This is a genomic window from Streptomyces yongxingensis, assembly GCF_055597465.1.
This window is the reverse complement of record NZ_CM145717.1, coordinates 1,805,663-1,821,165: the sequence shown is the minus strand read 5'-3', so window position 1 is coordinate 1,821,165 and position 15,503 is coordinate 1,805,663. Positions and strand designations below refer to the sequence as shown.

The 15,503-nt window shown below is 71.9% G+C and carries 14 protein-coding genes; 4 read left to right on the top strand and 10 right to left on the bottom strand.

What is annotated here, in order from left to right; all coding sequences use genetic code 11:
• Window positions 1–10: 10 nt before the first annotated feature.
• The 3 genes from ACZ6TD_RS07160 to ACZ6TD_RS07150 form a co-directional block, all read right to left on the bottom strand.
• Window positions 11–184, bottom strand: coding sequence for a hypothetical protein (locus ACZ6TD_RS07160; RefSeq protein ID WP_471351689.1), 174 nt, complete (start codon window positions 182–184; stop codon window positions 11–13).
• Window positions 185–611: 427 nt separating this feature from the next.
• Complete coding sequence (locus tag ACZ6TD_RS07155; RefSeq protein ID WP_020866399.1) at window positions 612–770, bottom strand: hypothetical protein; 159 nt, start codon at window positions 768–770, stop codon at window positions 612–614.
• A 41-nt stretch (window positions 771–811) separates the two neighbouring features.
• Window positions 812–1,054 carry a hypothetical protein gene (locus ACZ6TD_RS07150; protein ID WP_471351688.1) on the bottom strand — a complete coding sequence of 81 codons (243 nt, stop codon included), beginning with the start codon at window positions 1,052–1,054 and terminating at the stop codon, window positions 812–814.
• 158 nt (window positions 1,055–1,212) lie between these two features.
• Between ACZ6TD_RS07150 and ACZ6TD_RS07145 the strand changes: the two genes are divergently transcribed.
• Both ACZ6TD_RS07145 and ACZ6TD_RS07140 read left to right on the top strand, forming a co-directional pair.
• The gene (locus ACZ6TD_RS07145) at window positions 1,213–2,382 is read left to right on the top strand and encodes a helix-turn-helix domain-containing protein (protein ID WP_471351686.1); all 1,170 of its coding nucleotides are present in this window, start codon (window positions 1,213–1,215) and stop codon (window positions 2,380–2,382) included.
• A gap of 99 nt (window positions 2,383–2,481) precedes the next feature.
• Window positions 2,482–3,123, top strand: coding sequence for a TRADD-N-associated membrane domain-containing protein (locus ACZ6TD_RS07140; protein ID WP_471351684.1), 642 nt, complete (start codon window positions 2,482–2,484; stop codon window positions 3,121–3,123).
• A 134-nt stretch (window positions 3,124–3,257) separates the two neighbouring features.
• Here the strand turns inward: ACZ6TD_RS07140 and ACZ6TD_RS07135 are convergent, their stop codons facing one another.
• From ACZ6TD_RS07135 to ACZ6TD_RS07120, 4 genes are all read right to left on the bottom strand, one after another.
• Window positions 3,258–3,848, bottom strand: coding sequence for a dihydrofolate reductase family protein (locus tag ACZ6TD_RS07135; RefSeq protein ID WP_471351683.1), 591 nt, complete (start codon window positions 3,846–3,848; stop codon window positions 3,258–3,260).
• Window positions 3,849–3,895: 47 nt separating this feature from the next.
• Window positions 3,896–4,870 carry an HpcH/HpaI aldolase/citrate lyase family protein gene (locus ACZ6TD_RS07130; protein ID WP_471351681.1) on the bottom strand — a complete coding sequence of 325 codons (975 nt, stop codon included), beginning with the start codon at window positions 4,868–4,870 and terminating at the stop codon, window positions 3,896–3,898.
• Complete coding sequence (locus ACZ6TD_RS07125) at window positions 4,860–6,074, bottom strand: CaiB/BaiF CoA transferase family protein (RefSeq protein WP_471351679.1); 1,215 nt, start codon at window positions 6,072–6,074, stop codon at window positions 4,860–4,862. The genes ACZ6TD_RS07130 and ACZ6TD_RS07125 overlap by 11 nt, the downstream gene beginning before the upstream one ends.
• A gap of 161 nt (window positions 6,075–6,235) precedes the next feature.
• Window positions 6,236–7,177, bottom strand: coding sequence for a LysR family transcriptional regulator (locus ACZ6TD_RS07120; protein WP_471351678.1), 942 nt, complete (start codon window positions 7,175–7,177; stop codon window positions 6,236–6,238).
• A gap of 143 nt (window positions 7,178–7,320) precedes the next feature.
• Between ACZ6TD_RS07120 and ACZ6TD_RS07115 the strand changes: the two genes are divergently transcribed.
• Together ACZ6TD_RS07115 and ACZ6TD_RS07110 are read left to right on the top strand one after the other, a co-directional pair.
• Window positions 7,321–8,628, top strand: coding sequence for a CitMHS family transporter (locus ACZ6TD_RS07115; RefSeq protein ID WP_471351676.1), 1,308 nt, complete (start codon window positions 7,321–7,323; stop codon window positions 8,626–8,628).
• A gap of 27 nt (window positions 8,629–8,655) precedes the next feature.
• Window positions 8,656–10,740, top strand: a complete 2,085-nt coding sequence (locus tag ACZ6TD_RS07110) for a 3-hydroxybutyrate oligomer hydrolase family protein (protein WP_471351673.1) — start codon at window positions 8,656–8,658, stop codon at window positions 10,738–10,740.
• A gap of 53 nt (window positions 10,741–10,793) precedes the next feature.
• Here the strand turns inward: ACZ6TD_RS07110 and ACZ6TD_RS07105 are convergent, their stop codons facing one another.
• The 3 genes from ACZ6TD_RS07105 to ACZ6TD_RS07095 all read right to left on the bottom strand — a co-directional run bounded on the left by ACZ6TD_RS07105 (window position 10,794) and on the right by ACZ6TD_RS07095 (window position 15,297).
• Window positions 10,794–11,858 carry a zinc-dependent alcohol dehydrogenase family protein gene (locus tag ACZ6TD_RS07105; RefSeq protein ID WP_471351671.1) on the bottom strand — a complete coding sequence of 355 codons (1,065 nt, stop codon included), beginning with the start codon at window positions 11,856–11,858 and terminating at the stop codon, window positions 10,794–10,796.
• Window positions 11,859–11,942: 84 nt separating this feature from the next.
• On the bottom strand, window positions 11,943–14,348 hold the full coding sequence (locus tag ACZ6TD_RS07100) for a GH92 family glycosyl hydrolase (RefSeq protein ID WP_471351670.1): 2,406 nt from the start codon (window positions 14,346–14,348) through the stop codon (window positions 11,943–11,945).
• Window positions 14,349–14,505: 157 nt separating this feature from the next.
• Window positions 14,506–15,297: an SDR family NAD(P)-dependent oxidoreductase gene (locus tag ACZ6TD_RS07095; protein ID WP_471351669.1), complete on the bottom strand. Its 792-nt coding sequence runs from the start codon at window positions 15,295–15,297 to the stop codon at window positions 14,506–14,508.
• Between the last annotated feature and the right edge of the window lie 206 nt (window positions 15,298–15,503).

Below are 15,503 nucleotides of genomic sequence, written 5' to 3'. Positions count from 1 at the left end.
GTCGGGCGACCTACGCGGCCACCGGGGGGTCCTCGCCGTCTGCCGAGGGCGGCTGTTCGTCGGGCTGGGGCTTCTCCGGCACTTTGAAACGCCGCCACGCGTCGCGTGCGCGCCCGGCGGAGTCGATCACGTCCGGGACCTGGTCGAGCAACCCCTTCACGGAGAAGAGGAAGATCGCTGCCACGCCAGCGATGGCGAGAATAAGGAGGACTGCGCCGTCCACCGATCCCTACCTTCCCTGTCATGGGTCGGATCGGGCGCGCAGGCAACCTCGATCCAAACCCTTTCGGTTTGGGTCGAGACACCCGCGCTGACGCACAAAAGCGCAAATGTTCTCAGGCAGACTGACAAGCATCAGCCTGTTGGAGCGGGTAGAGCAGTGCTAACGTCGTCTCGTTTCAGGCTTGGCGTGCGTCTGGCCGTGAGCTGGCCCCGCAAGCACAACGAGTGCGTCAGCAGAGGGGCCAGCGTTGCGCAGGACATCCTCTGGGGATCCAACAGAGGTCTTTCCACCTCTGAATACGTCCACTTTAGCGCACCACGCTAAGGAGGGTGTCAAGGCACAACTGAGCCCCACCCCAATTGTGACCGGGGTGGGGCTCAGGCGCTGGTCAGGCGGAGTCCGGTTTTCCCAGGAGGAGTTCGTCACCGGCGGGGAAGCGCGCCGCGCCCCCTTCCTCCCAGATGACCACGACGGCTAACCCGCCCATCGGCCCCTGGGCGGTCGACGCCTCCTTGACCGTGCGCCACTCGCCGTCGTAGCCGATCACGTCACCCGGGCCGATCAGGGCAGCGCACTTGGTGGGCAGGCTTAACCGTTCTTGTCGGCGGGCCTGATGCGGTCCAAAGGGGCTTCCCACTCAAGGCCACCTCCCCTCGGCCGCATGTACGCCGTTTGGCTGAATAGCTTTCCGGTGCCCTTGACTCGCTCCTCGATCACGCCTCGCAGTTCGCCCGTCTGACCGGTCTCGGCGTCTTCGACGAGTGTGCCTTTTGGATACGGCAGATCGCCGTGGCTGAGCACCGTCGGCGGCTTCTGTTCTGTCTGTGTCATGATCCCTCGTCCCACTTGGGCATATGTAGCTCACACAAGAGAACTGCCGCTGTGCAAAGGGAACTTGCACACCTCTTGCACAAGGCGCAAGCGCGTGAGCGCTGAGAGTGAGACGATGGATCAGAGCTAACGCCAGTCGAGTGGGGAAGACGCACACCATGAGCGTGACCAAGATTCCCGGACCAGGTGCGAATGTGGCCGTTTGCCGCAAGGCGCGGGGCTTCAGTCAGGTTGCCCTTGCCCGACGTGCGGGCGTGTCGGTTTCGCTGCTCAGCAAGATTGAGGTGGGCGACCGCGCGCTGACCCAGGGCATTGCCGCCGCTCTCGCTCAGGCAATGGGGCTGACGCTGGATGAGCTGCTGGGCACGGCCCCCGTCGAGCGCACCGATGAGAACAGCCTTGCTGCCCTCAATTACGCCATTCGGCGGTTCGACATTCCCGATACGCCGCCGTCACACCCTGAGGACCTTCCGCGCGAGCTTGCCGAGCTGAACGAGCACCGGTACCGGACCGAGCTGTCGGCGGTGTTGCGGAAGCTCCCGGGCGTGCTGGCAGACGCGACGAACTACGCGCACGCCACCCAGTCGCCCGATGCCTGGACCCGTGTCGCCGACACGTACTCGGTGGTCTACTGGCTGGCCGCCCGACACCGCTGGATGCACCTCGCCGAGCTGGCCGTCATGAAGCAGCGGCTGGCCGCCGAGCGTGCGCACCCCATCGCGGCCACGGTGGCCTCCCGGGACGAGGCCGGAGCCTTCCTGAACTCCGGGGACTTCGCGGGCGGGTTGGCGATTGTGGACCGTGCCGTTGTTGAGGCCGAGTCGACCTTGCGAGGCCATGACCGCGCCTATGGCCTGGGCATCCTGCACCTGCGGGGGCTGACGCTGGCTGGTCGGATCAAGGACAAGGCAACCGCCCAACGGCATATCGCGGCGGCGTGGCAGGTGGCCGAGGAGTTCCCTGAGGACGTCGAGGACCATGGCATCCACTTCGGGCCCGAGAACACAGCTGTGCATGTCATTTCGACGGCCTCTGACATGGAGGACTACCGCGAGTCTCTCAACACGGCGGACGACCTGATCCGGGGCGGGGTGACGCTTCCGGCCACGCGCGTTGGCCCGCTGCACATGAACATAAGCCGGTCAAAGCTCGCCCTGGGGGACCGTGACGGGGCTCTCGAATCGCTCGAAGCGGCTTGGGACGTCGCCCCGGAGATGGCCCGTGTCCATCCGACCAGCCAAGAGCTGATGCGTGTGCTCACGTCGCTGCACCGACGCGGCAACCCGAGGCTTACGCGGCTGGCCAAGCGCGCTGGCGTGCCCTTCTGAGGTCAGCCGTCATCGAGAGCAGGGACCCACTCCGGTACTCCCGTTAAGCTGGCGTTGAGTTGGCTTTACGTCAGTTGCTGTGAACCCGGGGGGCTGAAGATGGCGGACACCACAGACGACGATGACGGCATCCCTGAGTCCGGGATCTCTGGTGGGATGGTGCACGGTTCGGTGGTGCAGTCGGGCGTCATCAGCAACATCCACATCAATGGAAGTGTCAATAGCGGGCGTGTTTATCAGGCTTCTCGCGGTCTAAGCCTTCCCGAACGGCGACAGAAGTTCCACTTCGACTTCCTGAACCACACGCTGAAGCAGGCAGAGTGGACGTTCCGCCTGAGCGTGTTGTTCATGACCGGCGGCTCCCTAATCATCCTTGCGGGGGGAGTGCTGGCGCTGGTTCACGCCGGTAACCCTGACCTCAGCTACCTGCCGTTGGTGACGAGCCTGACGGGTGCATTGATCACGATCGGCGGTGGTGCGCTGGCGCTCCACTCGAAGCGGACCATGGCCAATCTGACGAAGGCGGCCGAGGACAACGAGAAGAAGATCGACATCGATCACAAGCTCGAAATCGCGACGACGTTCATCGACCGGGTTGCAGACTCGAAGCAAAGGGACGATCTCAACTCTGCTGCCGCCATGAAAGCACTCGGCATGGACGCGGCCCCGGAAATGATGGTCAACCGGCTGCTTCCGGAGCAGCCGAAGAAGGAGATAGAGCCGGGCGGCTCGACGAGCTGAAGGCCCAGGACGGCGTCTTCGGGGGCTTGTGCTGGCGGGACCCGGGCCCAGGCCAGGGCCGTGGCGGGCAGGATGCGCACCGACGGGACGACGGTGGCAGCGAAGCTGCTGCTCGCCGCCGGGGCGTCGGATGGTCAGGCGTGGTCTCCGAGGGGCCGATAGGTGGCGATGATGACGCCGCTGTCCGTCGGGGTCGCGTCGGCGAGACGGAACGAGAGGGGGCCGAAGCCGTCGGCGAACAGGCGGTGCCCGGCGCCCAGGACGAGCGGGTGGACGCAGAGCAGGTATTCGTCGATGAGGCCCAGCGGGGCAAGTGACCGGATCAACGCGCCGCTGCCCATGATGTGCAGGTCGTCGCCCGGGGTCTTCTTGAGCTCGGCGACCGCCGCGGGGATGTCGCCGCTGAGTAGTGTGGAATGGGGCCACGGCAGGGGCTCGGCCAGGGTGTTGGACGCGACGTACTTGGGGGCGTTGTTGAGGGCGTCGCGGAACGGGCTGTCCTGGGTGTTCCAGTGGGCCAGAACGTCCTGGTAGGTGCGGCGCCCCAGGAGATACCCACTGCTCGCCGCCAGCCGCCGCCCCCACTCCCTCCCGACGGCCTCGTCCCCACCCCGCTCGGCGGCCCAGCCGCCGTGCGCGAACCCGCCGCGAGTGTCCTCATCGGCCCGGCCGGGCCCTTGCATGACACCGTCCAGGGTGACGTGGTTGATAACGACGATCCTCATGGCACTCCCGTCCCGCGGTCTCGCGATCTCGCTTCTTCGCTCGGTGCCTATGACTCCGGATCTCGGTGAAACTCATCGCCCGGCCCGCACCCCCCACCCTGGCGGGCCAGGGTCTCGCGGGCCGTGGCCGCCATCGCCTCGTCCACCATCCGGCCCTCGAAGCGCACCGCCCCCGCCCCCTCCGCCTGCGCCCGCTCCACCGCCGCGATCAGCCGACGGCAGCGGGCCAGCTCCTCCGCGTCCGGCGAGAACACCTCGTTGACCACCGGCACATGGGACGGGTGGATCACCGCCATCCCCTCGTACCCCAGCGCGCGGTTCTGCTCCGCGAAGCGCCGTAGCCCCGCGAGGTCCGCCACGTCCGCCCACAGCCCGGCCACCGGATGGGGGCGGTCCGCGGCGCGGGCGTCGAGCAGTACTCGGGCCCGCAGCTCGCGGGTCTCCTCGCCCTCGGGGCTCCAGCGGTAGCCCACCGCCCGTTCCACATCCCCGCCCGGGGCGGCCACCGCGCCCAGGTGGGCGATCCGGGCGGCGGCCCGGCCGATGGCGTACGCCTCGCGCAGCCCGCGCGCCGTCTCCAGCAGCGGCAGCAGGGCGAAATGGCCCTCGGGTAGGCCGTGTTCGCGCTCGCACCAGGCCAGCAGCCGGTCGGCGGTGGTCACGTCCTCGGGGCCGCTCACCTTGGGCAGCACGATGCCGTAGAGCCCGGGACGGGCCACCGCCCGCAGCTCGTCGGCGCCCTGCCAGCCCGTCGCGCGGTCCAGGGCGTTGATCCGTACGAGCAGTCGCATCGGACCGGGCGTTCCGGCGGCCCGGTCGACGGCCCCGGCCACGGCCTCCCGCGCCGCCGCCTTGCCGTCCTCGGGGACGGCGTCCTCCAGGTCGAGGATGGCCGCGTCGGCGCCCGCCGCCTCCGCCTTGGGCAGCCAGCCGGTGCGGCTGCCGGGCACGAAGAGCAGGGAGCGCAGGGGGACGCGGTGCGCGGTCACCCCGGCCGCGCCGGTCACGCCGTCAGATGACACCCTCGGCCTCCAGCTTCGCCAGCCGCCCGCCGTCGATGCCCAGCCACTCCCCGTAGACCAGCGCGTTGTCCGCGCCGAGCGCGGGACCGGTCCGCCACACCGCGCCGGGGGAGCGGTGGAAGCGCGGGATCACCGCCTGCATCCGCACCGGGCCGAGGTCGGGGTCGTCCACCGTGATGATGTCCTCGCGTTCGGCGTAGACCGGGTCGGCGACGATATCGGCGGCGGTGAACACCCGCGAGGCCACCACCTCGGCCCGCTCGAACGCCGCGAGGCACTCGGCCGCCGGACGCGCCGCCACCCACTCCCGCAGTGCCGTATCGAGCCGCTCGCGCCCCGCGTGCTGCTGCTCCACGGTGGCGAACTCCTCGTCGGGCAGGCCCAGCAGCCGCACCACATTGCGCACCGAGCGGGTGGTGGCGGAGGTGACGGTGAGCCAGTCGCCGTCGGCGCTGCGGTAGGTGTTGATGACGGCGGCCGGGGCGACGGCCAGCTGGTTGCCCGCCCGCTCGGGGGCCGTACCGAGCTGGTCGTACGCGATGATCTGCCACTCCACCAGGCGGTACAGCGGCTCGAACAGCGCCAGGTCGATCCACTCGCCGTCGAAGGAGTCCGGATCGGTGTCACGGCGGTGCAGGGCGGCCAGGACCGCGAACGCGCCCATCAGCCCGGTGACCGCGTCGCCGTGCGAGAAGCCGGTGTGCACGGGCGGGCCTTCGGGGAAGCCGGTCAGATGGACCACTCCGCTGCGGGCCTCGCCCATCTTCCCGAAGCCGGGGGCGTCGGCCCGCGAGGAAGTGGCGCCGAAACCGGAGATCTGCAGCAGGATCGCGGTGGGGTTGAGCGCGTGGACGGCCTCCCAGTCCAGGCCCCAGGCGCGCAGCCGGCCCGCCCGGAGTGTCACGATCACCACATCGGCCCAGGCGATCAGCTCCCGGGCGACCTCCCGGCCCTCCTCGTGGTGCAGATCCAGGGTCACCGAACGCTTGTTGCGGCCCGCCACCTTGAACCACAGCGGTACGCCGTCGCGCCGCGGGCCCATCGCCCGCGCCGCGTCACCGGAGCCCGGCGGCTCCACGTGGACGACGTCCGCGCCCTGGTCGGCGAGCATCCCCCCGGCGAGGGGGCCCGCCACCACGTGCGCGAACTCCACCACCTTCAGCCCTGTGAGCTGTCCCTGCCCTGTGCTGGTCTGGTCCTCCATGCGGCCAGGCTGCGGGGCGGGGCGTATGCGCGTCCAGCAATGAAGAGGGATCAATTCATGCGGATCTCGCAAGGATCGCCGGACCGGATCTCGCAAGGACCGCCGGACCCGGCAAAGGACGGCCGGACCAGACCCGGGCCGGGGGCGGGGCCCCCGGCCTCTCACCAGTCCTCGCCCGCCTCCTCCCACACCACCCCCGCCGGCAAGGCGTCCGCGGTGGAGCGGAACTCCTCCAACTGGTCCAGGAAGCGGCGCGCCCCCGGCGGAAGCGTGCGGCGCGTCGGCAGGACGACGTACAGCCGGCGCTCCACCACCGGCCCCACCAGCGGGCGCCGCACCAGCCGGCCCGGCACCATCAGCGGATGGACCAGGGCGGGCAGCGCGGAGACGCCGAGCCCGGCCGCCACAAGACCGCCCACCGTGGCCACGTTCGACGCCTCGGCCGTCGGGTTCGCCTCCATCCCGGCCTGGGCGAAGGCCGCGTCGGTCATCCGGCGCACGCTGGAGTCGGTGCCCACCGCGAGGAACGGCTCCCGACCCAGCTCCTCCCAGGTCACCTCCGCCCGCTCGGCCAGCGGATGGTGCTCCGGGAGCACCGCGTCGAAGCGGTCCCGCACCAGCGGCCGCAGCGTCACGCCCGGGGCGCGCCGGGCGACCGTGCTGACCGCGAAGTCGGCGTCCCCGTCGACCACCCGGTCCAGCACCGAGCGCTCCAGCCCGTCCAGCAGCCGTACGGTCATCTCCGGGCGGCGCGCGCGGAAGGCGGAGATCACCGGCGGCAGCAGCACGGCCGCGACCGAGGGCAGGGTCGCCAGGGCCACCGCACCGCGCTCACCGGCGCCGTACCGCCCCAGCTGGGCCAGGCCCGCGCGGTGCGCGGAGAGGATCTGGTCGGCGATGCGCAGCGCCTCGGCGCCCGCCGGGGTGAGCCGCACATTGCGGGTGTCCCGCTCCAGCAGCCGCATCCCCAGCGTCCGTTCCAGATCGGCGACCGCACGGCTCAGCGACGACTGGGACACATGCAGTTCGGCGGCGGCCGCGGTGAAGCTCACGGCACGCGCGACCGCCGCGTACGCGGTCAGCTGGCGCAGGGTGACGTCCATGGCCGTGAGCGTAGGCGCGGCGGCCGGACAGGGGAACTGTTGCGCGAAACGCATGGATAGATCTGTGTTCGATGCTGGACGCGGATCTTTCCCCGCTCGGAAACTCTTCGGCAGCACCCGACCGGACGAGGAAGCGAGCGACCATGCTGGCAGCACTGGGGTTCTGCACGATCGGCGGCTTCCTGCTGCTCACCATGACCAAACGGGTCTCGGTGCTGGTCGCCCTCGTCGTCACGCCCGTGGTCACCGCGGTCATCGGCGGATACGGCGACGAGCTGGGCCCGATGGCGCTCGACGGGCTGTCCAAGGTCGCCCCGACCGGCATCATGATCGCCTTCGCGGTGCTCTACTTCAGCCTGATGATCGACGCGGGCCTCTTCGAACCGCTGATCCGCGGCATTCTCCGCGCCACCAGGAACGACCCGGTACGGATCACGGTCGGCACCGCCGTTCTGACCGTGTGCGTCGGGCTCGACGGCGACGGCGCCTCCACCTTCCTCATCACCATCTCCGCGCTGCTCCCCGTCTATCAGCGGCTCGGGATGAGCCGGCTGGTGCTCGCCGGGGTGGTCGGCCTGGGCGCGGGCGTGATGAACATGATCCCGTGGGGCGGGCCGACGGCCCGCGCCGCCGCGGCCCTGAAGATCGACACCTCCGACATCATCACGCCACTGCTGCCCGCCCTCGCCGCCGGTATCGCCTGGGTGCTGCTCGCCGCGTACCTCATCGGGCGCCGTGAGCGGCGGCGGCTCGGCGCCCTCGAGTCGGCCCCGCGTGCCGAGGTGGCGGTCGGGGACGGCCCCGGCACCCCCCGGGTCGTCGCCCGCCCCGGTGTCGCGCTCACCGTCTTCAATCTGCTGCTCACCGTGGTCCTGCTGGTCTGCCTGGTGCTGGAGGCCATGCCGCTGCCCGTGCTCTTCGTGTTCGCCTTCGTCCTCGCGCTGCTGGTCAACCACCCCCGCTGGGAGGACCAGCAGGAGCTGCTGGAGAAGCACGGCAAGAGCGTGGTGCTCGTCATCACCATGATCTTCGCGGCCGGGGTGTTCACCGGCATCCTCGGCGGCACCGGGATGATCGGGAAGATGGCCGAGGCGCTGGTCGACATCATCCCCGACGGGCTCGGCGGACATCTGCCGGTGCTCGTGGCCGTCACCAGCATGCCGCTGAGCCTCGTCCTCACCCCGGACGCCTACTACTTCGGGGTGCTGCCGGTGCTCGCCGGGACCGCCGACGCCTTCGGCACCGACCACGCCGAGATCGCCCGCGCGGCCGTCCTCGGCCAGATGACCACCGGCTTCCCGCTGAGCCCGCTCACCGCCGCGACCTTCATCCTGCTGAGCATGAGCGGCGTACAGCTCGGGGAGCACCAGCGCTTCCTCTTCCGCTGGGCCTTCGGAACCACGCTGGTGATGACCGCCGCTGCCCTCGCGACGGGCGCCCTGCCGCTCTGACCCGCTCCGATCAGTGAGGACCCGTCCATGCCGTCCGCACCCCGGCTGTCCGCCCTGCCCCTGGCCATCGCCCTCACCGCGGCCCTCGCCACCCCGCTCGCACACGCCGCCGGCCCCGGGCCGTCCGCTCTCCCCTCCTTCATCAGCGAGCTGACGGCGCGGGCTTACGACGGGAGGAGCGACGATCTGCTCACCGCCGGACTCGGCTTCACCGGGCTGCGCGGTCCGATGCCGCGGGCCGCCGACCCCGACCGGCCCACCGCCGCCGAGCTGCGCCGCCAGGCCATCTGGGGTTCGGCCGGGCTGTCCGCGGGCTCCGGCGGCGGCCTCGGGCGGCTGTACGGGCCCGATGTCGACCGGGGCCGGCCGGTGCCCGGTGACGGCAAGGTCGCCGGCGTCGAGTACCGGGCCGTGGCGGGCACCGGCGCCCACAGCGTGAGCTTCGTCGTCCAGGTCCCGGACGACATCGACCGCGCCCGGCCGTGCGTCGTCGCCGCGCCCGCGACCGGGCTCGGCGGCGTCTACAGCATGGTCGGCACCGCCGGGGCCTGGGGTCTGCACCACCGCTGCGCGGTCGCCTACACCGACAAGGGGATGGGCCCGGCCTTCGACGACCTTCACTCGGGCACCGTCATGGCCTACGACGGAACCACCGGCCCACGCGCGGAACTGCGCGGCCGTACCGCCTTCGACGCCGGGCTGAGCGAGGCCGAGCGGGCCCGGTTCGACGCGGACCGCCCCTACCGCGTCGCCTACAAGATGGCCCACTCGGGGACGAATCCGCAGGCCACCTGGGGACGCGATGTGCTGCGCTCGGTGCGGCTGGCCCTCGCCGTCCTCAGCCGCGACTGGCGCGACGGAGCGCCCCCGGCGGGCTACACCCCCGCCTCCACCACGGTCCTGGCCACCGGGGTCTCCAACGGCGGCGGCGCGGCCGTCGCCGCGGGCGAGGCCGACCGCACCGGGCTCATCGACGCGGTCGTGGCCTCCGAACCGCAGATGAACCTCGCCCCACTGGACGGGATCCGGGTCCGCCAGGGCGGACGGGCCGTACCCGCCGCCGGACTGCCCCTGATCCGGTACAACGCGCTGGCCTCACTCCTCCAGCCGTGTGCCGCGCTCACCGAGCCCACCGCGCCCGGCTATACGGGCCTGGACGTGTCCGCCGCGCGGCGCCGCTGCGCCGCCCTCGTCGGCGACGACCCTCGGCTGATCCCGCGCCGGGACGCCGAGCGGGCGGGTCCGGACGGGCTGCCGCGCCTCGCCCAGGACGCCCTGGTACGCGCCGGATTCCAGCCCCAGTCGGGGTATCTCCAGGTCTCGCACTACGACCCGCAGACCCCCGCCTCCTATGCGATGAGCTTCGCCCGCGCCTCGGTCGACGACGCGCTGTGCGGTTACGGCTGGGCCCGCACCGACTCCTCCGGGACCCCGGTGCCGTACCGCCGGGCGGAGCTGGCCGGAGCCTTCGGCACCAGCTCCGGCCGGGCGCCCGCCCCGGGCGTACTGATCGACGAGAACTCGCCCGGCGGGCCCGTGGCCGACGCCCGCTCCGTCGGACCCGGCGGCGAGCACGACTACAACCTGCGGGGAGAGGCTTGCGTCTACCGGCTCGCCTTCCCACGGACCGGGGCGCCGCGCGCCGAGCGGGACTGGGCGGCACGGCTCGCCGAGGGGCTGGACGCGACCCGGCGCGACGGCGATCTGCACGGCAAGCCCGCGCTGATCGTGCAGGGCCGCGATGACACCAGGGTGCCGGTCAACCACAGCTCACGGCCGTACCTCGGGCTCAACTCCCGAACTCGGGGCGGGCAGGGCACCGTCAGCTATGTCGAGGTCACCCACGCCCACCACAGCGACTCCCTGGCGGCCGGCTTCGACAACCGGTACGTACCGCTCGGCTACTACTACCAGCAGGGCCTGGATCTGATGTGGGAACGGCTGCGGGGGCGGGCCGAGCTACCGCCCAGCCAGGTCGTGCGCACGGTGCCGCGCGGCGGTGAGCCGGGACACGCCCCCGAGCTGACCCAGGCCAACGTCCCGCACATCGCCTCCGATCCGGCGGCGGGGGACCGCATCCGGGTGACCGGCGGGACGGTGTGGGTGCCGTAGGAACCGCGCCGGGACGGTCCGTCAGCCCTCCCTGCCAGGGCCGGGACGGTTCGTCAGCCCCCGGCCAGGGGCGGGCGGTGCGGTTCGATGACCGTGACTCCGCCCCTGCCGCCGGAGGCCATCGTGGACAGCGCCTCCGGGACCGCGTCCAGCCCGATGACATCGGTGACCAGCAGATCCGGCCGGAGCGAACCGGCCTCGACCATCTCCATCATCGGGCCGTAGTCGTGGGCGGCCATGCCATGGCTGCCCAGCAGCCGCAGCTCCAGCGCGATGACCCGGTCCATCGGGATCATCGGGGTCCCGGCGGCCGGGGGCAGCAGTCCGACCTGGACATGGCGGCCGTGGCGGCGCAGGCTCTTGATGGACGCCGCGCAGGTCCGCGGGGAGCCCAGCGCGTCGAGCGAGACATGGGCGCCGCCGCCCGTCGCGTCCGCGACCGCCTCCGCCACCGAGCCCAGCGTGGACGCCACGTCCACGCACACCGCCGCGCCGAACCGGGCGGCGAGGGCGAGCGCCTGCGGCGAGATGTCCACCGCCACCACCCGGGCCCCGGCCGCGGCGGCGATCATCACCGCGGACAGCCCCACCCCACCGCAGCCGTGCACCGCGACCCACTCGCCCGGGGCCACCCGGCCCTGGGCCACGACGGCGCGGAAGGCGGTCGCGAAACGGCAGCCCAGACCGGCGGCGGTGGTGAACGACAGCTCGTTGCGTATCCCGACCAGGTTCACATCGGCGTGTCCGATCGCCACGTACTCGGCGAACGAGCCCCAGTGGGTGAACCCCGGCTGTGTCTGCCGCTCGCACACCTGCTGGGCGCCCTCCGCACAGGCGGCGCACCGCCCGCAGGCGCACACGAACGGCACGGTGACCCGCTGCCCCGGGCGCCAGTTGAGGACGTCGGGGCCGACCTCCTCTATCACCCCCGCCAGCTCATGGCCGGGGACGTGCGGCAGCCGGATGTCCGGATCGTGCCCCATCCAGCCGTGCCAGTCGCTGCGGCACAGTCCGGTGGCCTCGACGCGGATCACCGCGCCGCGCGGGGAGGGAGCGGGGTCCTCGACGCTCCGGACCTCGGGCCGGCGCCCGAACTCGTCGAACACCACAGCACGCATGGACACCGCTCCCTCGCTCGACCACATCCCCCATGGCCCGTGTGTCCAGGCGGGCCATAGAACCTACACCACAACCGGCCGGTATCAGCCCTCGCGGGTGGCGCCCACCGACGGCGGCTCCGCGCCCCGGCCGGTGCCCCAGGACGACGGCTCGGTGGACAGCCGGTGGGTCAGCTTTCCGCCGTGGGCCACCTGGTCCCAGTCCAGCCACGTCCGCGCCACGTTCCGGCCGTTCAGGGACACGCTCCGGACATACCGCTTGGCGTCGCTCGCGCCCGGCGCGGTGACCGTGAGCGTGCCGCCCTGCCGGGTGCCGTAGTGCCCGATACGGACCACCGCCGAGGAGAACTGCGGGCTGGACAGGGCGAGGAAGTCCCCGCCGCTCATCGTCGGGTACAGGCCCAGCGAGGAGAAGACGTACCAGGCCGACATGGTGCCGAGGTCGTCATTGCCGGTCATCCCGTCCGGCCCGGTGGTGAACAGGGTCATCGCCGCCCGCACCACCGTCGCCGCCTTCGCGGGCGCGCCCGCCCACAGATACATGTACGGGGCGTGCAGATCGGGCTCGTTGTTGGGGTTGTAGGTGGGCTTGCCGTAGTAGTCGTACGGGGCGGAGATCCAGTCCTTACGGGCGGTGCCCGCCGGGTCGGTGAGCAGCTTGCCGTAGGCGAAGAAGTCGTCCAGCCGCTTCTCGGTCGCGCTCCTGCCGCCCATCAGCCCCACGAGCCCGGCCGGGTCCTGCGGCACCAGCCACTGGTACTGGTAGGCACCGCCCTCGTGGAACTGCCGGCCCGCCTCCACCGGGTCGTACGGGGTCACCCACGCGCCGTCGGCCGTGCGCGGCCGGAACTGCCCGATCGAGGCGTCCCACAGCGTGCGGTACCTCTGGCCGCGCTCGGCGAACGTCCGGGCGTCGGCGCGGTGTCCGAGCCCGCGCGCCATCAGGGCGAGCGCGGCGTCCGCGGCGGAGTACTCCAGGGTGGCCGAGGCCGGGTGGACGCAGTCGTTGTCACCGCCCTTGTCGGCGCAGTCGGTGCCGAGTTTCAGCCCGGAGGGGACGTAGCCCAGCTCGCGGTAATAGTCCACTCCGGAGCGGCCGTTGTAGGGGGAGTCGGCGGGCGGGGTGCTGGTGGCGTTCTTCTTCAGCAGCGCGTACGCCTCGTCCTCGTGCCCGGCCAGCAGGCCCTTGGACCACGCCTCGACGAGGAAGGGGGTCACCGGGTCACCCGTCATGATGTTGGTCTCGCTGTTGGCCAGTGCCCAGCGCGGCAGCCAGCCGCCGTCCCGGCCGATGGCGACCACCGACAGCGCGACATCGCGGGCCACCCCCGGCTCCACCAACTCCAGCAGCTGGTTCTGCGGCCGGTAGGTGTCCCACAGCGAGAAGTTCTGGTACGGGGTGTAGCCGGAGGCGGTGTGGGTCGCGCCGTCGAAGCCGGTGTAGCGGCCGTCCACGTCGCCCGCCACATTGGGGTGCAACTGGGCGTGGTACAGCGCGGTGTAGAAGGCGCGCTGCCGCTCCTCGGTGCCGCCGCCGACCCGGATCGCGTCGAGCTTCTTCCGCCAGGTGTCGTGCAGTGCGGCGCGGGTGGCGTCGAAGTCGTAGGAGTCCCCGGTCTCCGCCGTGAGGTTCTTCCGGGCCCCCTCGGGACCGGTGTAGGACAGCCCGACCTTGACCACCACGTCCCGGTCCTGGGTCGCGTCGAAGGTGGCCCAGGCGCCGTTGCCGCCCTCGCCCGCCGCCTCGCGGGAGCCGGGGGTGGGGGTGGTGCCGCGCCAGGTGCCGTAGGAGGCGAAGGGGCGGTCGAAGGTGGCGGTGAAGTAGACGGTGTGCCGGTCCTTCCCGGCGCAGAAGTTCCCGGCCTCCACCCGGCCCTCGACGGTCCGGTCGCCGACCACGCGGATCTCGGAGCCGAAGACCTTCTGATTGGCCTTGCCGGTGTTGAACAGCACATTGGCCGCGCCGGTGGCCGGGAAGGTGTAGCGCTGCCAGCCGGTGCGCTGGGTCGCGGTCAGCTCGGCGTCGATGCCGTAGGACTTCAGGCCCACCCGGTAGTAGCCCGGGGTGGCCTCCTCGTCGTCGTGGCTGTAGGTGGAGCGGTAGTGGTCCGGGTCGACGTCGTTGACCGCGCCGGTCGTCGGCATGATGGGCAGCTCGCCCGCCACCCCGCAGCCGACCCCGGACAGATGGGTCTGGCTGAAGCCGTGGATCGCGTTCTGGTCGTAGTCGTAGCCGCCCTGGCCGCCGGTGTCCGGGCTGACCTGGACCATGCCGAACGGGGCGCTCGCCCCGGGGAAGGTGTTGCCGAAGTTCTCGGTGCCCACGAACGGATGGACCAGCGAGGTGGGGTCGGCCGGAGGGGACGCGGCCGAGGGGGCGGCCGCCGCGCCCGGCGGTCCCAGCAGACCGCCGCCCAGCAGCGCCGCCGTCATCACGCCCGCGACCGTGCCCGCAGCGCGCGCACGGATTCCACCGATCAGCGACCGCATGGGACGCACCTCCGTCTGACAACGTTGTCGACCAGGGTCGCGAAACTTTGGCACGGGGGCTGGGCGGTGTCAATGACCCGTGCGCGGGCGGGTCATTGACGGACAGGCCGATGACACCGCCCGCGCACCGGGCCGTGGCGTCCGGGCGTGCGGGGCGCTATCGCTTGTCGCGCTGCCCGTCGGCGAGCTGACGGGATGTCTCACCGGCGCCGGCGCCCCGCTGGGCCCGCTCGGCGATGCTCGGGAACAGCCCGCCGATGGCGCTGCCCAGGCGCAGCTCCAGCGGGGCCACGTTCACCTCGGCCCGGTTCCGCTCGATCGCCCGGATGGTCGCGGCCGCCACCCGCCGGGTGGAGATCGTGCGGACCCCGGGGGGCAGGGTCGTTCCCGCGTCGGCGAACATCCCGGCGTCGCCCACGAATCCGGGCTGCACCAGCGAGACCCCGACCCCCGTGCCGTGCAGGTCCTGCCGCAGCCCGAGGGTGAAGCCGCGCAGCCCGAACTTGGCCGCGTTGTAGAGCGCCGCGCCGGGGGAGGCCGTACGGCCCGACAGCGAGCCGATCATCACCAGGTGGCCGGAGCCCGCCTCCACCATGCGCGGGGCCATCAGCCGGGACAGCAGTATCGGCGCGCGCAGATTGACGTCGAGGGCGCGGTCCAGCTCCTCGGGCCGGTAGTCCAGGACCGGGCCGCTGGAGGGCAGCGCGGCGTTGGCGATCAGGATCCGGGCCTCCGCCGCCTCCTCGACGAGCCGCTCCACATCGGACCGTTCGGCCAGATCGGCGACGATCGCCCGGCCGCCCAGCCGCTCGGCCAGCGGCCGCAGCACCTCCTCGCGGCGCCCGGTGAGCAGCAGCTTGGCGCCCTTGGCCGCGAACGCGCGGGCCAGTGTCTGGCCGATGCCGCCGGTGGCCCCGGTGAGCAGGACGGTCGTGCCGGCGATCCGCATGCGATCTCCTCCGGTTACGGTCGAGTACGTTCCGGGCACGGTACTGCGTATGCGCTGCGCGCCGGGCATGGGCCCCGCCCCCGTGCGCGCGCGGCGGCCCGCGACGGCGTGTCCCCGGCCCTCCCATAGGCCCGTACGCGTCGGCCGCCGTGGGTCTCCGGGCCCCCGGGGGTGGGGCGTTCCGGTGAGGCGCCGCATCGGGGTGG

What these genes read in the sequence shown, in the direction of transcription:
- ACZ6TD_RS07150 (WP_471351688.1), bottom strand. Translation starts at nt 1,054, where the DNA reads ATGACACAGACAGAACAGAAGCCGCCGACGGTGCTCAGCCACGGCGAT.
- ACZ6TD_RS07115 (WP_471351676.1), top strand. Translation starts at nt 7,321, where the DNA reads ATGCTGGCAGCACTGGGGTTCTGCACGATCGGCGGCTTCCTGCTGCTC.
- ACZ6TD_RS07140 (WP_471351684.1), top strand. Translation starts at nt 2,482, where the DNA reads ATGGCGGACACCACAGACGACGATGACGGCATCCCTGAGTCCGGGATC.
- ACZ6TD_RS07105 (WP_471351671.1), bottom strand. Translation starts at nt 11,858, where the DNA reads ATGCGTGCTGTGGTGTTCGACGAGTTCGGGCGCCGGCCCGAGGTCCGG.
- ACZ6TD_RS07120 (WP_471351678.1), bottom strand. Translation starts at nt 7,177, where the DNA reads ATGGACGTCACCCTGCGCCAGCTGACCGCGTACGCGGCGGTCGCGCGT.
- ACZ6TD_RS07110 (WP_471351673.1), top strand. Translation starts at nt 8,656, where the DNA reads ATGCCGTCCGCACCCCGGCTGTCCGCCCTGCCCCTGGCCATCGCCCTC.
- ACZ6TD_RS07145 (WP_471351686.1), top strand. Translation starts at nt 1,213, where the DNA reads ATGAGCGTGACCAAGATTCCCGGACCAGGTGCGAATGTGGCCGTTTGC.
- ACZ6TD_RS07100 (WP_471351670.1), bottom strand. Translation starts at nt 14,348, where the DNA reads ATGCGGTCGCTGATCGGTGGAATCCGTGCGCGCGCTGCGGGCACGGTC.
- ACZ6TD_RS07135 (WP_471351683.1), bottom strand. Translation starts at nt 3,848, where the DNA reads ATGAGGATCGTCGTTATCAACCACGTCACCCTGGACGGTGTCATGCAA.
- ACZ6TD_RS07125 (WP_471351679.1), bottom strand. Translation starts at nt 6,074, where the DNA reads ATGGAGGACCAGACCAGCACAGGGCAGGGACAGCTCACAGGGCTGAAG.
- ACZ6TD_RS07095 (WP_471351669.1), bottom strand. Translation starts at nt 15,297, where the DNA reads ATGCGGATCGCCGGCACGACCGTCCTGCTCACCGGGGCCACCGGCGGC.